Source organism: Streptomyces sp. NPDC060205, assembly GCF_042728395.1.
GTDB lineage: Bacteria > Actinomycetota > Actinomycetes > Streptomycetales > Streptomycetaceae > Streptomyces.
In genome coordinates this window covers 26,964-43,170 of sequence record NZ_JBHWZP010000044.1, presented here as the reverse complement: position 1 = coordinate 43,170, position 16,207 = coordinate 26,964, and the positions used below count along the sequence as shown (strand labels likewise).

At 73.0% G+C, this 16,207-nt stretch carries 19 protein-coding genes; 3 read left to right on the top strand and 16 right to left on the bottom strand.

Features of this window, described 5'->3' with window-relative positions:
- Nucleotides 1-62: 62 nt before the first annotated feature.
- From der to aroH, 12 genes are all read right to left on the bottom strand, one after another.
- Complete coding sequence (der, locus tag ACFWGJ_RS11070) at nt 63-1,532, bottom strand: ribosome biogenesis GTPase Der (RefSeq protein WP_387322591.1); 1,470 nt, start codon at nt 1,530-1,532, stop codon at nt 63-65.
- Between the two features lie 73 nt (nt 1,533-1,605).
- Nucleotides 1,606-2,313, bottom strand: a complete 708-nt coding sequence (locus ACFWGJ_RS11065) for a lysophospholipid acyltransferase family protein (RefSeq protein ID WP_387322590.1) — start codon at nt 2,311-2,313, stop codon at nt 1,606-1,608.
- A complete protein-coding gene (gene cmk / locus ACFWGJ_RS11060; protein WP_387322589.1) occupies nt 2,271-2,966 on the bottom strand; it encodes a (d)CMP kinase in 696 nt (231 codons plus the stop codon). Before cmk ends, ACFWGJ_RS11065 begins: the two co-directional genes overlap by 43 nt.
- Before the next feature lie 65 nt (nt 2,967-3,031).
- Nucleotides 3,032-3,166 (bottom strand): hypothetical protein, encoded by a 135-nt coding sequence (locus ACFWGJ_RS11055; protein WP_387322588.1) that lies wholly within the window; start codon nt 3,164-3,166, stop codon nt 3,032-3,034.
- Between the two features lie 20 nt (nt 3,167-3,186).
- Nucleotides 3,187-4,458: a hypothetical protein gene (locus ACFWGJ_RS11050; protein WP_387322586.1), complete on the bottom strand. Its 1,272-nt coding sequence runs from the start codon at nt 4,456-4,458 to the stop codon at nt 3,187-3,189.
- 169 nt (nt 4,459-4,627) lie between these two features.
- Nucleotides 4,628-5,458: a PP2C family serine/threonine-protein phosphatase gene (locus ACFWGJ_RS11045; protein WP_387322584.1), complete on the bottom strand. Its 831-nt coding sequence runs from the start codon at nt 5,456-5,458 to the stop codon at nt 4,628-4,630.
- A gap of 67 nt (nt 5,459-5,525) precedes the next feature.
- On the bottom strand, nt 5,526-6,290 hold the full coding sequence (locus ACFWGJ_RS11040; RefSeq protein WP_387322582.1) for a VWA domain-containing protein: 765 nt from the start codon (nt 6,288-6,290) through the stop codon (nt 5,526-5,528).
- 39 nt (nt 6,291-6,329) lie between these two features.
- Nucleotides 6,330-6,818 (bottom strand): hypothetical protein, encoded by a 489-nt coding sequence (locus ACFWGJ_RS11035; protein ID WP_387322581.1) that lies wholly within the window; start codon nt 6,816-6,818, stop codon nt 6,330-6,332.
- Nucleotides 6,819-6,972: 154 nt separating this feature from the next.
- Nucleotides 6,973-7,431, bottom strand: coding sequence for a hypothetical protein (locus ACFWGJ_RS11030; RefSeq protein ID WP_387322580.1), 459 nt, complete (start codon nt 7,429-7,431; stop codon nt 6,973-6,975).
- On the bottom strand, nt 7,418-8,425 hold the full coding sequence (locus tag ACFWGJ_RS11025; RefSeq protein WP_387322578.1) for a serine/threonine-protein kinase: 1,008 nt from the start codon (nt 8,423-8,425) through the stop codon (nt 7,418-7,420). Before ACFWGJ_RS11025 ends, ACFWGJ_RS11030 begins: the two co-directional genes overlap by 14 nt.
- A 152-nt stretch (nt 8,426-8,577) precedes the next feature.
- Entirely contained in the window at nt 8,578-9,663 is a 1,086-nt protein-coding gene (locus ACFWGJ_RS11020) for a prephenate dehydrogenase (protein WP_387322577.1), read from the bottom strand.
- On the bottom strand, nt 9,660-10,022 hold the full coding sequence (aroH, locus tag ACFWGJ_RS11015; RefSeq protein WP_387322576.1) for a chorismate mutase: 363 nt from the start codon (nt 10,020-10,022) through the stop codon (nt 9,660-9,662). Before aroH ends, ACFWGJ_RS11020 begins: the two co-directional genes overlap by 4 nt.
- A gap of 218 nt (nt 10,023-10,240) precedes the next feature.
- On the opposite strand from aroH, the gene ACFWGJ_RS11010 reads away from it, so the two are divergent.
- The 3 genes from ACFWGJ_RS11010 (at nt 10,241) to ACFWGJ_RS11000 (ending at nt 12,134) form a co-directional block, all read left to right on the top strand.
- Nucleotides 10,241-10,933 (top strand): hypothetical protein, encoded by a 693-nt coding sequence (locus tag ACFWGJ_RS11010; protein WP_387322575.1) that lies wholly within the window; start codon nt 10,241-10,243, stop codon nt 10,931-10,933.
- A 158-nt stretch (nt 10,934-11,091) separates the two neighbouring features.
- Nucleotides 11,092-11,676 carry a DUF6529 family protein gene (locus tag ACFWGJ_RS11005; RefSeq protein WP_387322594.1) on the top strand — a complete coding sequence of 195 codons (585 nt, stop codon included), beginning with the start codon at nt 11,092-11,094 and terminating at the stop codon, nt 11,674-11,676.
- A complete protein-coding gene (locus ACFWGJ_RS11000; RefSeq protein ID WP_387322573.1) occupies nt 11,673-12,134 on the top strand; it encodes a Rieske (2Fe-2S) protein in 462 nt (153 codons plus the stop codon). The genes ACFWGJ_RS11005 and ACFWGJ_RS11000 overlap by 4 nt, the downstream gene beginning before the upstream one ends.
- A 73-nt stretch (nt 12,135-12,207) precedes the next feature.
- Here ACFWGJ_RS11000 and ACFWGJ_RS10995 read toward each other — a convergent pair whose 3' ends face one another.
- From ACFWGJ_RS10995 to scpB, 4 genes are all read right to left on the bottom strand, one after another.
- The gene (locus ACFWGJ_RS10995) at nt 12,208-13,227 is read right to left on the bottom strand and encodes an ADP-ribosylglycohydrolase family protein (RefSeq protein WP_387322572.1); all 1,020 of its coding nucleotides are present in this window, start codon (nt 13,225-13,227) and stop codon (nt 12,208-12,210) included.
- Nucleotides 13,224-14,057, bottom strand: a complete 834-nt coding sequence (locus tag ACFWGJ_RS10990) for an NUDIX domain-containing protein (RefSeq protein ID WP_387322570.1) — start codon at nt 14,055-14,057, stop codon at nt 13,224-13,226. The genes ACFWGJ_RS10995 and ACFWGJ_RS10990 overlap by 4 nt, the downstream gene beginning before the upstream one ends.
- Before the next feature lie 264 nt (nt 14,058-14,321).
- A complete protein-coding gene (locus tag ACFWGJ_RS10985; RefSeq protein WP_387322569.1) occupies nt 14,322-15,548 on the bottom strand; it encodes a pseudouridine synthase in 1,227 nt (408 codons plus the stop codon).
- Nucleotides 15,548-16,204, bottom strand: a complete 657-nt coding sequence (scpB, locus tag ACFWGJ_RS10980) for an SMC-Scp complex subunit ScpB (RefSeq protein ID WP_387322567.1) — start codon at nt 16,202-16,204, stop codon at nt 15,548-15,550. Before scpB ends, ACFWGJ_RS10985 begins: the two co-directional genes overlap by 1 nt.
- Nucleotides 16,205-16,207 lie beyond the last annotated feature (3 nt).

Here is a 16,207-nt window from a genome sequence, read left to right as displayed (position 1 = left end):
GGCCCCTGCTGCGCGCAGGGGCCCTCTCCCGTGTCCGCACACCGCTCGTACGGCGGCGGCTGCTACTTCTTCTTGCCGCGCTTCTCGCGCACCCGCACCGAGATGTGGATCGGCGTGCCTTCGAAGCCGAACTCCTCGCGCAGACGGCGCTCCACGAACCGGCGGTAGCCGTGCTCGATGAAGCCCGAGGAGAAGAGCACGAACCGCGGCGGCTTGGTGCCCGCCTGCGTGCCGAAGAGGATGCGCGGCTGCTTGCCGCCCCGGATCGGGTGCGGGTGGGCGGCGACCAGCTCGCCCAGGAAGGCGTTCAGACGGCCCGTCGGGACCCGCGCCTCCCAGCCCGCCAGCGCGGCCTCGATCGCCGGGACCAGCTTCTCCATGTGGCGGCCCGTACGCGCCGAGACGTTGACCCGCGGCGCCCAGGCCACCTGGAGCAGCTCGGTCTCGATCTCCCGCTCCAGGTAGTAGCGGCGCTCCTCGTCGAGGGTGTCCCACTTGTTGAAGGCCAGCACGATCGCGCGGCCCGCCTCGACGGCCATCGTCACGATGCGCTGGTCCTGGACGCTGATGTTCTCGCTGGCGTCCAGCAGGATGACCGCGACCTCCGCCTTCTCGACGGCGGCGGCGGTGCGCAGCGAGGCGTAGTAGTCCGCGCCCTGCTGGAGGTGGACCCGCTTGCGGATACCGGCCGTGTCGACGAACTTCCAGGTGACACCGCCCAGCTCGATCAGCTCGTCGACCGGGTCGCGGGTGGTGCCCGCGATCTCGTTGACGACCACGCGGTCCTCGCCGGCCACCTTGTTCAGGAGCGACGACTTGCCGACGTTCGGGCGGCCGATGAGCGCGATGCGGCGGGGGCCGCCCACCGCGACGCCGAAGGTCTGCGCGGGCGCCTCGGGCAGCGCCTCCAGGACGGCGTCCAGCATGTCGCCGGTGCCGCGGCCGTGCAGCGCCGAGACCGGGTGCGGCTCGCCGAGACCGAGCGACCAGAGGTACGAGGCGTCGGCCTCGCCGCTCAGGCCGTCGACCTTGTTGGCGCACAGGACGACGGGCTTGCCGGCCTTGCGCAGCAGCCGGACGACCGCCTCGTCGGTGTCGGTGGCGCCGACCTTGGCGTCGACGACGAAGACGACCGCGTCGGCCGCCTCGATGGCGAACTCGGCCTGCGCGGCGACGGACGCGTCGATGCCGAGGACGTCCTGCTCCCAGCCGCCGGTGTCGACGAGCTTGAAGCGGCGGCCCGCCCACTCGGCGTCGTAGGTGACGCGGTCGCGGGTGACGCCCGGCTTGTCCTCGACGACGGCCTCGCGGCGGCCGATGATGCGGTTCACCAGGGTCGACTTGCCGACGTTCGGCCGGCCGACGACGGCGAGGACCGGGAGCGGGCCGTGGCCCGCAGCCTCGATCGCGCCCTCGATGTCCTCTGCGTCGAAGCCCTCTTCCGCGGCGAGCTCCATGAACTCCGCGTACTCGGCATCGCCAAGCGCCCCGTGCTCGTGCTCCGAGCCGTCGGGCTGGATCTGGTCGTTCATGAAGTCCGTACCTCGTTCATCGTGGTGATCGGTGGAACCGCCCGTATCGGGAGATCCACTACTCAAGTGTCGCTCAGCGTCCCGTGAGACGCCTGGCGTTTTCCAGGTGCGCGGAGAGCTGCTTCTGGATGCGCACGGTCGCCTCGTCGAGCGCCTTGCGCGTACGCCGTCCGCTGCCGTCGCCCGCCTCGAAGGGGTCGCCGAAGACGACGTCGACCCGGCTGCGCAGCGGGGGCAGCTGCTTTATCAGCCGTCCGCGGCGATCGGTGCTGCCGAGGACGGCGACCGGCACGATCGGCGCCCCGCTGCGGACCGCGAAGTAGGAGAGCCCGGCGCGCAGCGAGGCGAAGTCCCCCTCGCCGCGGGTGCCCTCGGGGAAGATCCCGAGGACGCCGCCGTCGTCCAGGACGCCCAGCGCCCGGGTGATCGCGGTGCGGTCGGCGATCGCACGGTCCACCTTCACCTGCCCGATGGCGAGCAGGAAGGGGTCCAGCGGGCCGACGAACGCCTCTTTCTTGATCAGGAAGTGCGTGGGCCGGGGTGCCACGCCCATGACCATCGGGCCGTCGATCATGTGGGAGTGGTTGACGGCGAGGATCGCCGGACCGGTCGCCGGAACCCGCCAGGCTCCCAGGACGCGCGGCTTCCACAGCCCGTACATCAGGCCGACGCCGATACGGCGGCCGACGTCGGCCCGCCGGGCCGTCGGCGCTGTGTCAGCCGTGCTCCGGGCTTCGCTCACTTCGCGGCCCGCTTCTCCTCGACGAGGGTGACGACGCACTCGATGACCTGCTGGAGCGTGAGGTCGGAGGTGTCGACCTCGACCGCGTCGTCCGCCTTCGCGAGCGGGGAGGTCTTGCGGGTGGAGTCGGCGGTGTCCCGCTTGATGAGCGCCTCGCGGGTGGCGGTGACGTCGGCGCCCTTCAGCTCACCGCTGCGGCGGGCGGCGCGGGCCTCCGGCGAGGCGGTGAGGAAGATCTTGAGGTCGGCGTCGGGCAGCACGGTCGTGCCGATGTCCCGGCCCTCGACGACGATGCCCCGGCCGGCCGCCGAGGCGATCGAGCGCTGGAGCTCGGTGATCCGGGCGCGGACCTCGGGGACGGCGCTGACCGCGCTGACCTTCGAGGTGACCTCCTGGGTGCGGATGGGGCCCGCGACGTCCGTGCCGTCGACCGTGATGGCGGGCGCCGCCGGGTCCGTACCGGACACGATGTCGGGCTTGCCGGCCGCGTCCGCGACGGAGGAGGGGTCGGCGATGTCGATGCCGTTGTTCACCATCCACCAGGTGATCGCCCGGTACTGGGCGCCCGTGTCCAGGTAGCTCAGGCCGAGCTGTGCCGCGACGGCCTTCGAGGTGCTCGACTTGCCGGTGCCGGAGGGACCGTCGATGGCGACAATCACGGCCGGGGCGGTCCGGGCGTCGGTGGATTCCACGGGTGCGGACACCTTCCTGGTACGGGGTACTGGCTGGTTCGGGCACGAGCGCGCCCCGAACAAGGTTACTGGCTCCCCGGGCCCCGGCTTACGGGCCCCGCGGCGCCCCGGCCCGCGCCCCCACCGCGGTCCTCCGCCATCGTCTCCGCCATCGACTCCGTCACCGCCTCCATCAGCTTCTCCGTCGCGGCCGTCGTCACCGCCCCTGTCACCGTCCCCGTCATCGTCCCTGCGCCAGGTTCACGACGATCACCAGGACCAGGACCGCCACCAGGATCGTCAGACCCACGGCGAGCGGCCGTGCGGTGTCCGGCAGCCAGGTCGGCGCCTGCTGCGACGGCGGCCCGGTCCGGCCCTTTCGCCGCTTCTGCCGCGCGGGCTGCATCAGCTGCGTCTGTTGCGTCCGCCCCGCCGCGGCGGACGCGGCCGACGGGTCCGCCGCGGGCGGCGGGGTGTCGTTGAACACGTCGTGCCCCGTGACCGCGGCCCGCGCGCACCACGGGCAGGCGGGCAGATGGGAGCCGTGGCTGTGCCGCGGCCGGTCCGGGCAGACCCGGGCCAGACGGCGTTCCGCGTCGAGGGCGCGCAGCCAGTCCTGTGCCGGGGGCCTGGCGGCCGGGTCGGTGACACCGGGGCCGAAGGCGCGGCGGGCGAGGGCGAGCAGTGCGGGCGGCAGGACCGTCGGGTCGACGACACCGCGCGGGACGATCACACAGCCGGGTGCGGCGACGTAGGAGCGGCTGGCCGCGATGTTGTCCTTGACCGTCGTCTCGGACTCGCTGTCCCGCGGCACGCCTCCGAAGGGGTGGTTCCCGGCGGTCAGGAGCTGGTAGATCAGCACGGCGAGGGCGAAGTCGTCGCTCTGCCGGGTCGCGGGGCCGCCCGCCAGCCGTTCCGGGGCGGCGTAGTCGGCGGTCTGCATCAGGCAGGGGAACTCCTCGTGCGTCGCCGGGTCGGTGAAGGCGATGGAGTCGCAGTCGAGGAAGGTGACGAAGCCGTTGGCGTCGACCACCACGTTGTTGCTGGAGAAGTCGCCGACGACCAGACCCTCGTAGTGCATCCGGGCGGTCATGAAGGCGAGGTTCCAGCCGACGCCGAGCATGAACCGCCAGTCGGTGCGCTCCGGGAACAGCCGCAGCCGCTGGGCGCGGGTGAAGAGGCCGACGAGCTGGACGTGTCCCGGCTCGCCGAACCGGCGCATCGCGTAGCCGAGGAACTCCCCCTCGGTGCCCCGGGCCACCGCCGTGGGCCAGGCCAGTTCCGGCGGCTGGCCGGGGCCGATGGGGCGTCCGCCGAGCGGGGTCAGGGTCAGCATGCGTTCCAGGCGGCGTTCCTGCTCCGCGCCGGGCGGTTCGCGGTAGAGCTTGACCACGATCTGCTGGTGGTCGGCGACGGGGTAGACGGCCGCCTGCCCGCCTCCCTTGAGGGGCTGCGGGCCGAGCGTCACCCGCCGTCCGTCGAGGAGGACGCGCTGTCCGGTCGGGGCCGTCATCGGCCGGGTCCCGTCGCACACCGGCCGAGGTCCCGACGGCCGGGTTCCAACAGGCTGACGTCCCGACGATCGACGTCCGGACGGCCGGAGTCCCAACGGCCGGAGTCCGGACGGCCGGAGTCCCGACGGCCGGAGTAAAGACGGCTGGCGTCCCGACCGCCGCCCCGGCTCATGAGCCGCCCGCCCTGCCGGTGCCGCCCGTCCTGCCGGTCCCACCCGTCCTGGCGGTGCCGCCCGTCCTGACCGCCCGGAGCAGGGTCTTGTCGTCGGCGTTGAGGGCGGTCAGCCGGTCGGAGCGCAACAGCGCCGCCAGGTCGTCCTCGTCCCCCTCCGGGTCGTCGCCCGGTGTGTCCAGGGACCGCAGGACGGCCGAGGTGAAGGAGGCGTTCGGCACCGGCGGCCGGCCCCCGAGCGCGGCCTGGGCGAGCCCGTCGGTGGACAGGAGCACCCCGTCGACGCCCTCGTCGAGTACGCAGGCGGTGCTCAGCCGGTCGGCGGCCCCGGGCGAGGTGAGGAAGACGGTCTCGTTGCTGTACTCGCTGACGGCGGCGGGCCGCGGCAGCAGATGGAACTGCCGCTCCCCGTCACCGGTGCGTCCCGCCCGCAGGACGACGAAACCGTCGCCGACGGAGAGGTGGCCGAGCCAGGCGGGGGTGAGGACCACGACCGTGAGCGTGGTGGCGAAGTCGTACGCCGCCTCCCCCGCGCGGTGCAGGAACTCCTCGCAGACCTCGCGGAAGGCCTCCGTCAGCAGGCTGTGGACGGCCTCCCCGGGCGGGCAGCGCCGGGCGGCCCGGCGGGCGAAGTGCCCGGCGGCCAGCTCGACCGCCAGCCGGGCCCCCTCGTCGGACCGGCTGCGGCTGCCCGCCCCGTCCGCGACCGCCAGCACCGTGGCGTCACCCGCGTCGGCATGCCCCCAGGCGTCCTGGCACGGCGCCCCGCTCTGCCGGTGCCGGTACCCCTCGACGCTCAGCCCGTGCACCCGCCACCGCCCGCTCACGCCGCCACCCCGCTCGCGTCGCCCGTCCCCCGCGCGTCTCCCCGGCCGCTCATGCCCCCCATCCCGTTCATGCCTCCCAGGCCGGGCGCTGTGTCCTGAACTGGGCGAAGATCTTCTCGAAGACCTCGTCCCCGGCGCCGCGCTGCTCGGCGTTGGCGCTGGCCGACATCATCTGGAGCAGCTCGCGGAACGGGAAGCCGTGCAGCCGGGCGTTGAAGGCGGGCGCGAGGGCCTTGAGCACCTGCTCGCCCATGTCGGAGATGTCGCCGACCCCGATCGCGTACAAGCGGTACTTCCGGGCCTGCTGGTCGTCCGTGAGCATCGGTACGAGGCGCTGCCAGGCGGTGGTCCAGCGGCCGGTGCCGTCGGTGGGCAGGCCATCCGTGACCAGGCAGATCTGCGGGCGGTAGTACTGCAGTCCGCCCGCGCGCAGCTCGGCCTTGCGGTCGGCGACGATCCGTACGGCCAGTTCGAGGGCCTCGGTGAGCAGGGTGACCCCGGCGGCGGCCAGGACCGGCGCCTGGAACGCGTGCGCCGGCACGAAGGGGCTCACGGGGGCCTGCGGGGGCAGCGGCTGCGCCCCTCTCCAGGCGCACACGCCCTTTCCGCCGAAGGTGACGACGGCGACCTCGACGCTGTAGCTGAGGCTCACGTCGTCGTGGAGTTCACGGGTCCAGGAGTGCAGCGCGTCGTTGAGGGTCCGGATGGGCGGGCCCGTCATGGAGCTGGAGGTGTCGAGGCAGAGCACCAGCGGAAGGCGCTGTGCGTTGTTCTCGAACTCGATGTCCGCGTACGACGCCGGGAGCGTCCGGGGCTGCCGTTCGTTGCGCATGGTCTCTCCGCGGGGCAGTGGGTCGGGCGGTTCGGGCGGTCAGTCGTGCTCGTCCGTGGCCGGCGGCCGGTGGTGGCACGGGAGGGCGAGCAGGACGTCCGCGGGTCCGCAGGCCTCGGGGTCGGCCCGCGCGGGGTCCGTCACGTCGACCGGGGCGCCGGGGGCGGGCGGTGGCGTACCGGAGTCGGTCCACTCGGCGCGGCGCAGGCAGTGGTCCAGCTCGACGTACCCCTGCGGGTGCAGTCCGGTGCGTACGGTGGCCGTCCGGCGCGGCGGGTCGGCCTCGCGGTGCCGGTCCCGGTGCCGGCGCAGGAGCGGCAGGGGGCGGGGCGCGCCGCGGTGGCGGGGGCCCCGGGCGGGGTCGGGTCCGTCCGCGGCGGGGCTCACGCGGGTGCGGTGCACGGCGAGGACGAGCAGGGCGAGCAGCAGGGCGAGGGCGGTGGCCGCGCCGACGGCGAGCCACACCAGTGTGCGTTTCTCCCCGGCCGCGGCGGTCACGGAATGCACGGCGGCCACGTCGGAAGACATCGACAGCATGATTCCGCGACGCATGGCACCCCCGTCCGCCATCCCGTTCTGCACCCGGCTCGGGATCGGGAAAGCACATCGCATATTAGAGGCGAATACCGGCCCGCCGGATAGCCGTCGGGACTTTTCATGTCCGTCCTGGTAACCCCTTTTCCTAGAGGCGGAACACCTCCTGGCACCTGGTGAACATCTGCCGCGCGTGTTCCGCCCAGTCACCGGCCAGCTGCTCGAAGTCGTGCGCGGTCATCCGGCTGGTGAGCGGCAGGACGCAGACTCCGGCGAGGCAGGGGCGGGGGCCGCGGACGTCCCAGACGGAGAGCATGGGGATCAGCTGTTCGGTATTCCACGCATTCGCCGCGGCGGCGGCCGGAGCCAACTGGTCCTCCCGTAGGACATGACCGTCCGTCATGAAGGCGACGAGCAGTTTTCTGGTGGTCATGAAACGAATGGTGACCACGCCGCCCGTTTCGGGGACGGCGAATTCCAGAGTGACGGAAGTGGAATCCGAGACGGCCGGTCCGGCGTTGCTGCGGCCGGCCCAGTTCTCGACCAGCCGCCGCCAGTGGGTGCCCACTTCGGGGAGGGGTCCGAAGGCGCCGTCAGCGGGCGCCACGGCGGGCCGCCTCCCGGACCATGGCGCCGGTCAGCCCGGCGTCGAGCAGTGCCTGCGCGTGCAGCAGCAGGCAGGACGGGACGCTCGGGGTGAGGCCGCGGTCCCGGCCCGGTCCTCCCGGCCCGACACGGGCGGCGAGGTCCTTGACGCGGTCCCGGACGGCCTCGGCGACGGCGGGCGGTGGCCAGTCGGCGGCGTCGCCCACCCCGGTGAGGAACTCGTCCAGCAGCGCGTCCAGGCCGGGCCGCTCCCCGGGCTGCCGGGCGAAGCAGCGGGTGAGGGTGGCGTGCAGTGCGCCGGGTACGCCGTCCAGTTCGGGTGAGCCGTCGACGACCCGGTAGATCACGTCGGCGGCGTCCCCGAAGGGCGGGTGGCCGGTCGCCGCGTAGACGAGCACGCCCGCCAGCGAGAAGACGTCGCTCGGCGGGCCGACCGGCCGGGCCATCAGCTGCTCGGGCGACATGTAGTGCGGGGTGCCCATGGCGATGCCGGGCCGGGTGAGCTTGGGCGCGCCGGACAGCAGGGAGATCCCGAAGTCGATGACGCGGGGTCCGTCGGCGGCCAGCAGGACGTTGGCGGGCTTGAGGTCCCGGTGCACGAGCCGGCCCGCGTGGACGGCCTTCAGCGCCTCGACCAGGCCCGCGCCCAGGACCCGTACCTGGGTCTCGGTGAAGGGGCCCGCGGCGCGGACGGCCTCGGAGAGGGCAGGACCGGGTACGTAGACGGTGGCCAGCCAGGGCGGGTCACCCTCGGGGTCCGCGTCGACGACGGCCGCGGTGAAGGCGCCGCCGACGGCCCGCGCGGCCGTCACCTCCCGCGCGAACCGCTGCCGGAACTCCGGGTCGGCCGCGTACTCCGGCCGCACCACCTTGACGGCGACGGCCCGCCCGCCGGGTGACCGGGCGAGATACACCCACCCCATGCCACCCGATCCGAGCCGCCCCACGATGCGATAGGCCCCCACCCGCAGGGGATCGCTGACCGGCGTCCGCACACGGCCCACCTCATTCGCGCGGAGTTACGCGGAGACTCGCGGAAATTCGCGGAGACCCGCAGAGATACCGAGTCTGCCCCGAACCTCCCCACCGCGAAGCCCCACCGCCCCACATCTACGGCCGAACCACGCACCCGCCCCGGCACGCTCTCCTACTGCCGGACCGTCCAGCCCCGCTCCCGCAGCGCCGCGGTCAGCACCGCCGCCGCCGACGGCTGCACCGACAGCTCGATCAGGCCCACCTGCTGACCGGTGGCGTGCTCGATGCGGACGTCCTCGATGTTGACGCCCGCGCGGTCCGCGTCGGCGAAGATGCGGGCCAGCTGGCCCGGCTGGTCGTCGATGAGGACGACGACGCTCTCGTACGTGGCGGGAGCCGTGCCGTGCTTGCCGGGGACACGGACCTGGCCGGCGTTGCCGCGGCGCAGGACGTCCTGGATGCCGTCGGTGCCGGCGCGGCGCTTGGCCTCGTCGGAGGACTGGAGGGCACGCAGGGCCTGCACGGTCTCGTCCAGGTCGGCGGAGACGTCCGCGAGGAGGTCGGCGACCGGACCCGGGTTCGCGGACAGGATGTCGATCCACATCCGCGGGTCGGACGCGGCGATCCGGGTCACGTCACGGATGCCCTGACCGCACAGGCGTACGGCGGCCTCCTCGGCGTTCTCCAGCCGCGCGGCGACCATGCTGGACACCAGGTGGGGCATGTGGGAGACGAGCGCGACCGCACGGTCGTGGGCGTCCGCGTCCATCACCACCGGGACGGCCCGGCAGAACGAGACGAGCTCCAGCGCGAGGTTGAGCACCTCGGTGTCGGTCTCCCGGGTAGGCGTCAGCACCCAGGGCCGCCCCTCGAAGAGGTCGGCCGTGGCGGCCAGCGGGCCCGACTTCTCCCGGCCCGCCATGGGGTGCGAGCCGATGTACGCGGACAGGTCGAGCCCCAGCGCCTCCAGTTCCCGGCGCGGCCCGCCCTTGACGCTGGCCACGTCGAGGTAGGCGCGCGCGACCCCGCCCCGCATCGCGTCGGCGAGCGCCCCGGCCACATGGGCCGGCGGCGCCGCGATGATCGCGAGGTCGACGGGGCCCGCGGGCTCCTCGTCCGTGCCGGCGCCGAGCGCCGCCGCGGTCCGGGCCTGCCCCGGGTCGTGGTCGGCGAGGTGGACGACGACGCCCCGCCCGGTCAGGGCCAGCGCGGCCGACGTCCCGATGAGGCCGGTGCCGATGACGAGTGCGGTTCTCACTGGGCGATGTCCTTGCGCAGCGCGCCCGCGGAGCCCAGGTAGACATGCGCGATCTCGGCACGCGGCAGGTCGGACTCGATGTGCGCGAGAACCCGTACGACCCGGGGCATCGCGCCTTCGATGTCCAGCTCCTGCGCGCAGATCAGCGGCACGTCGACGATGCCGAGCTTGCGCGCCGCGGCCGCCGGGAAGTCGCAGTGCAGGTCGGGGGTCGCCGTGAACCAGATACTGATCAGCTCGTCGGCGGTCAGCCCGTTCCGCTCCAGGATGGCGGTGAGCAGCTCGCTGACCTGCTCATCCATGTGACCGGCTTCGTCCCGCTCCAGCTGGACGGCGCCCCGGACCGCTCGTACCGCCACGGTGACACTCCTCGTTGATGTACGGATCGGCTCTGCTGCCTGCAGCCTAGTCAGCCCTCGGCGGGCCGACGCGAGGCGCCCGGCTGCCGAGACGGCCGCCCCTGTTTCGCTTCTCGCTCTCCAATCTCCGCCAAGTGGCTCCTGTACGCCTCTGGACGCGGGAGCCACGGTCCGCTTGCATGGTGAGGCTGTCCGCGCCACGCCTCGGGGGAGGCACGATGAAGCGTTCCGGACCACTTTTCACGCTCCTCGCGGGACTGCTGCTCGCCCTGTTCATGCTGTCGCTCAACGCGACGACGGGGACGCGCAGCAAGACGACCGGGAGCGACTCGGCCGCCGACGCCGTGTCGGCGAGCCCGGCACCCGCGGTGACGGCCACGGTCACGCCGGGCAAGCGGTCGCCGTCGCCCGGCCCGTCGAAGCCGAAGCCCAGGTCCACCGCGCCGGACGCCGACTACGCGGGCCGCACGGACGACGACTCCTCCGCGGTCGCGGTGACACTGCGCGACGGCAGGGCGGTCGCGTACTTCTGCGACGGCCGGGACCAGGAGTCGTGGCTGAAGGGTGACGTCGAGGCGGACGGCAGCATGCGCCTCACGAACGAGAAGAACAAGGCCCAGGTCCTCACCGGCAAGCTGGCGGGCAAGCGGATCACCGGCACGGTCGACATGGGCCGGCGGGAGTACGGCTTCACGGCCGACAAGTCCCTGAAGCCCAACGCGCTGTACCGCGCCACCGACACCGTGGCCGACACCGAGATCGACGGCGGCTGGGTCCTGCTGCAGGACGACAGCCAGGTCGGCATCCTGAAGCGGGACGGCAAGGCGAGCCCCGCGCCCCGTATCGACCCGGAGACCGGCACGGTGACGGTCGACGGAGAGCAGCTCACCGCCCGCCCCGTGACCCCTTGAGCCCGTGCCCCTTTGATCCCGTGACTCCCTGAGCCCGTGATCCCTTGACCTCTTGATCCCCGGGCTCCGCCCCTCGCTCTTCGCCCGCCCTCCACTCCTCGTTCCACCCTCCGCTCCGCCCCATGACCGCGAGATCGCGTGACCGCTGGGAGCCGACCATGACAGTGGACCCGAACGCCCCGACCCAGGGTTTCCCCGCACCCGAACCGGCCCGCCGGGGCCCGGGAGCCGCCCGCTATCTCGTACCCGCCCTGGTCGCGGGTGCCGTCGCGGTCGGCCTCGGCGCCTACGGAAACGTGCACGACCCGGAGGGCACCGCCTTCAACCTCGCGGGCTTCAGCAGCACGAGCGCGGTGAAGTCCTGGCTGGCCACGGTCGCGGTGGGCTTCGCGCTCGTCCAGCTCGTCTCGGCACTCATGCTGTACGGGCGGCTGCCGGGCCCGAGCTGGTCGGGAGTACTGCACCGCTGGTCGGGCCGGATCGCTTTCCTGGTCGCGGTGCCGGTGGCGGTGCACTGTCTGTACGCGCTGGGCTATCAGACGTACGAGCCGCGCGTCCTGTGGCACTCGCTCCTGGGCTGCTTCTTCTTCGGTGCCTTCAGCGCCAAGATGCTGCTGCTGCGCACCGAGCGACTGCCCGGCTGGCTGCTGCCCTTCGTCGGCGGGCTCGTCTTCTCCGCCCTCACCGTGATCTGGCTGACCTCCGCCCTCTGGTTCTTCCGCACCTTCGGAGTGACGACATGACCCGTCCCTCGACACGGCGCACGGTCCTCGCGACCGGCGCGGCAAGCACGGCGAGCGCGCTGCTCGTGGGCTGCAGCAAGTACGGCGACGAGAACGGCGGGGGCGACACGGAGGAAGCACCCTCCGCGGCCCCCTCGGGCACCGCCGGCGGCGCGGCGCCCGGCGGTGGCGGCAAGGAACTCACCAAGACCGCCGACGTGCCGGTCGGCGGCGGAAAGATCCTCAAGGACGAGAAGGTGGTCGTCACCCAGCCGGAGAAGGGCGGCTTCAAGGCCTTCTCGGCGGTCTGCACCCACCAGGGCTGCGTCGTCGCCAACGTCTCGGACGGCACGATCAACTGCACCTGCCACGGCAGCAAGTTCCGGATCGCCGACGGCTCGGTGGCCGGCGGCCCGGCTCCGAAGCCGCTTCCCGCGAGGCGGATCACGGTAGAGGGGGACTCGATCAGCCTCGCCTGATCCGCAGCCCGATCCGCAGCCCGATCCACAGGCCCGATCCGCAGCGGCGATCCGCAGGGGCGAGGGAGGCGGCTCAGGCGTCCCAGAGCGCGCCCAGCGCCACCAGGTCACCCTGGTGCTCGATCCTGTCGGCCCACTCCGTGGGCCACGCGTCGGCGCCGAGGTACGCCCCCGCGAAGGCCCCGGCCAGACACGCGATCGAGTCCGAGTCCCCCGAGGTGCAGGCGGCCCGGCGCAGGGCCGTCACCGGCTCGTCCACGAAGAGCAGAAAACTCAGCAGGCCGGTCGCCAGGGCCTCCTCGGCGACCCACCCGGCGCCGGTGGCCAGGCAGGGGTCCGTCTCGGGCGACGGCGACCGCAGGGCCTCCCGAACCCGCTCCAGAGCCTCCAGGCACTCGTCCCAGCCCCGCGCGATGAAGTGGGTGGGCGTCGGATCCTGGGCACGGGTCCACAGGTCACCGAGCCAGCGCTCGTGATAGCGCGTCCGGTTCTCGTACGCGTACGAGCGGAGCAGTCCGACCAGGCCGGTCGGTTCGGCGCCCTGCGCGAGCAGCCGTATCGCGTGCGCGGTGAGGTCGGCGGCGGCCAGCGCCGTCGGATGGCCGTGGGTGAGGGCGGCCTGCAACTGGGCGGCGCCCGCGCGCTGTTCGTCACTGAGGCCGGGGGCGAGGCCGACGGGGGCCACCCGCATGTTGGCACCGCACCCCTTGGACCCCACCTGGCTGGCGTCCTGCCAGGGCCGGCCTTCGCGCTCCAGCAGTTCACAGGCCGTGAGGCAGGTGTTGCCCGGCGCTCGGTTGTTCTCCGGTGACCGGTTCCAGGCGATGAACTCCTTGCGCACCGACTCCGCCAGCTCCCGTGGACCGAGCAGCCCTCTGTCCATCGCGGCACGCAGCGCCCGCGCCACCGCCAGCGTCATCTGCGTGTCATCGGTGATCCACGCGGGATCCGGCAGCTCCAGCTCCCGCCAGGGCCCGTACGCGGCGAGGATCGACGGCACGTCCTTGAACTCGGTCGGGTAGCCGAGCGCGTCCCCGAGGGCGAGCCCCACCAACGCCCCGGTGGCGGCCTGCTTCCTGACGGTCGTGGTCATGAGGACGGTCCTTTCGAAGACGCAGACGAAGACGAGGGGGAGGCCGGAGGAGAAGGCGAAGGGGAGGCCGGAGGAGAGGGCGAAGGGGAGGCCGGCGGAGAGGGGGAAGTGGCCGGCGGGGGCGCCCCGGCCGCAGCCCGCAGCAGCGGCGGATGCAGCGCCGTCGCACCCCCCGCCCGATACAGCGCGGCAGGCTTCCCCCGCCCCCCGGTCAGCCGCGCCGCCCCCGGCACCGGTTCGACGAACCCGGGCGTGGCAAGGACCTTGCGCCGGAAGTTCGGGCGGTCGAGCACAGCCCCCCACACCGTCTCGTAGACCTGCTGCAGCTCCCCCAGCGTGAACTCCGGCGGGCAGAACGCGGTGGCGAGGCAGGTGTACTCCAGCTTCGCGCCGATCCGTTCCCTGGCGTCGGCGAGGATCCTTTCGTGGTCGAAGGCGAGCGGCCCGAGTCCGTCGTACGGCAGCCAGTGCGCGCCGGCCGCGTCGCCGCCGCCGCGTGGCTCGGGAGCGTCCGGCAGCAGCGCTGCGTACGCCACGGAGACCACCCGCATCCGGGGGTCGCGGTCCGGCTCGCTGTACGTGCGCAGTTGTTCCAGGTGCAGCCCGGAGACGTCCGCCAGACCGGTCTCCTCGGCGAGTTCGCGCCGGGCGGCCGTCCCGGCGGACTCCTTCGGCAGCACGAACCCGCCGGGCAGCGCCCGGCATCCCGCGTACGGCTCCTGGCCGCGCTCGATCAGCAGCACCTGGAGCGCGCCCGCCCGGACCGTGAACACCGCGAGATCGACGGTGACGGCGAAGGGCTCGAAGGCGTGCTTGTCGTAGCCCTCCATGCCCCCTCCTCGTGTGGCCTCGGCGGCCGTCTGAGCACCGTGCCGGGCGAGGGCCGGCGGACCGGGACCACCCCCGTGGGCCCTGCTCCACCGGTCGCGCCCGGCACGGGCGTTTCCTTAATGGTCAGCACGACTATAAATTGCGGACCGCGTGCCCACAAGCCCCCGAACGTGGACCGGCCGGCCCCGGGAGGACCCGGAACCGGCCGATGCCGTACGACGAGAGCAGCGAGGAGCTGCGCGGGCGGAGAGGAGCGCAGGTGCCTAGAGGCCGACTTCCTGCATCAGCATCCCGACCTCGGTGTTGGACAGCCGTCGCAGCCAGCCCGACTTCTGGTCGCCGAGGGCGATCGGTCCGAAGGACACCCGTACGAGCTTGTCGACCGGGAAGCCGGCCTCGGCGAGCATGCGCCGCACGATGTGCTTGCGGCCCTCGTGCAGCGTCACCTCGACCATGTAGTTCTTGCCGGTCTGCTCGACGACCCTGAAGTGGTCCGCCTTCGCGTACCCGTCCTCCAGCTGGATGCCGTCCTTGAGCTGCTTGCCCAGGTCGCGCGGGATCGGGCCCACGATGTGCGCGAGGTAGACCTTCTTCACGCCGTACTTGGGGTGGGTCAGGCGGTGCGCCAGCTCACCGTGGTTGGTGAGCAGGATGAGGCCCTCGGTCTCGGTGTCGAGCCGACCCACGTGGAAGAGCCGCGTCTCGCGGTTCGTCACGTAGTCGCCGAGGCACTGCCGGCCCTCGTTGTCCTCCATGGTGGACACGACGCCGGCGGGCTTGTTGAGCACGAAGAACTGGTACGACTGCGTGGCGACCGTCAGCCCGTCGACCTTGATCTCGTCCTTCTCGGGGTCGACGCGCAGGCCCTGCTCAAGGACGATCTCGCCGTTGACCTCGACACGGGCCTGCTCCACCAGCTCCTCGCAGGAGCGGCGCGAGCCGTAGCCGGCGCGCGCGAGCACCTTCTGCAGGCGCTCACCCTCCTGCTCGGCGCCCGGGAAGGTCTTGGGCGTCCTTACCTCGGGCCGGCCGGCGTACCGGTCCCTGTTGCGCTCCTCGGTCCGCGTCTCGTACTCACGCGAGCGCGCGTTCTCCGTACGGCCGCCGCGCTGCTGGCCCTGCTTGGGGCCGCCCTTGGCACCGCCGCGGGCCGCGTTGCCGCGCCCCGACTTGGCGCCGTCACGGGTGGCGCCGGGGCCCACGTCGTAGCGGCGCTCCTCGGGGCGGGGCTTGCTGGGACGCTTCGGCCTGTCGTCCGAGCCTCCCGCGCCACCCTGCTGGGAGCCGCCGCCCGCGGGCCCCCGGGAGCTGAATCCGCTGCCGGAGGTACGGGGGCCACCGCCGCCGGAGCCACGGGAGCCTCCGCCACCGGACCCGCGGGGGCCACCGCCGCCGCCACCGGACCCGCGGGGGTTACCGCTCCCGCCGGTCCCGCGGGGGTTGCCGCGCCCGCCGCTGTTCCTGCCGCTGCCACTGCCACTGCTTCGCATCAAAGTTCCGTCGTCGTCGTGTCGTCTGCATCTGCGTCCGGCGCATCCGGATCGAACGACGGGACCCCTTCCAGCGTCTCTGCTTCGATCGCGTCCGCCTCCGGAAGGAAGGGCGCGAGCTCCGGGAGCTCGTACAGGCCGCGCAGGCCCATTCGCTCCAGGAAGTAGTTCGTCGTCCTGTACAGGATCGCACCTGTTTCGGGTTCCGCGCCCGCCTCCTGGACCAGACCCCTCTGGAGGAGGGTGCGCATCACGCCGTCACAGTTCACTCCGCGGACCGCCGAGACCCTCGATCTGCTGACCGGCTGCCGGTACGCGACCACGGCGAGGGTCTCCAGCGCCGCCTGGGTGAGACGGGCGTGCTGCCCGTCCAGGACGAAGCGCTCGACGGCCGCCGCGTACTGCGGGCGGCTGTAGAACCGCCAGCCGCCGGCGACGATCCGCAGCTCGAAGCCGCGTCGTTGCAGGCTGTACTCGTCGGCCAGCGCGCGCAGCGCGTCCGCGACCTGCCGCCTGGGCCGCTCCAGGATCTTCGCGAGGTGCTCCTCGGTGGCGGGCTCGTCCACGACCATGAGCACGGCCTCCAGCGCGGGCCGGAGGTCGAGATCCGCGACGCCGCGAGCCCCTTCGGGGGCTCCGGTGGTGTCCTCGCTCACACC

Coding starts and splice junctions, on each gene's coding strand:
- der (WP_387322591.1), bottom strand. CDS start 1,532: ATGAACGACCAGATCCAGCCCGACGGCTCGGAGCACGAGCACGGGGCG.
- ACFWGJ_RS11050 (WP_387322586.1), bottom strand. CDS start 4,458: ATGACGGCCCCGACCGGACAGCGCGTCCTCCTCGACGGACGGCGGGTG.
- ACFWGJ_RS11040 (WP_387322582.1), bottom strand. CDS start 6,290: ATGCGCAACGAACGGCAGCCCCGGACGCTCCCGGCGTCGTACGCGGAC.
- ACFWGJ_RS11035 (WP_387322581.1), bottom strand. CDS start 6,818: ATGTCTTCCGACGTGGCCGCCGTGCATTCCGTGACCGCCGCGGCCGGG.
- ACFWGJ_RS11010 (WP_387322575.1), top strand. CDS start 10,241: ATGAAGCGTTCCGGACCACTTTTCACGCTCCTCGCGGGACTGCTGCTC.
- ACFWGJ_RS11005 (WP_387322594.1), top strand. CDS start 11,092: ATGACAGTGGACCCGAACGCCCCGACCCAGGGTTTCCCCGCACCCGAA.
- ACFWGJ_RS11000 (WP_387322573.1), top strand. CDS start 11,673: ATGACCCGTCCCTCGACACGGCGCACGGTCCTCGCGACCGGCGCGGCA.
- ACFWGJ_RS10995 (WP_387322572.1), bottom strand. CDS start 13,227: ATGACCACGACCGTCAGGAAGCAGGCCGCCACCGGGGCGTTGGTGGGG.
- ACFWGJ_RS10990 (WP_387322570.1), bottom strand. CDS start 14,057: ATGGAGGGCTACGACAAGCACGCCTTCGAGCCCTTCGCCGTCACCGTC.
- ACFWGJ_RS10985 (WP_387322569.1), bottom strand. CDS start 15,548: ATGCGAAGCAGTGGCAGTGGCAGCGGCAGGAACAGCGGCGGGCGCGGC.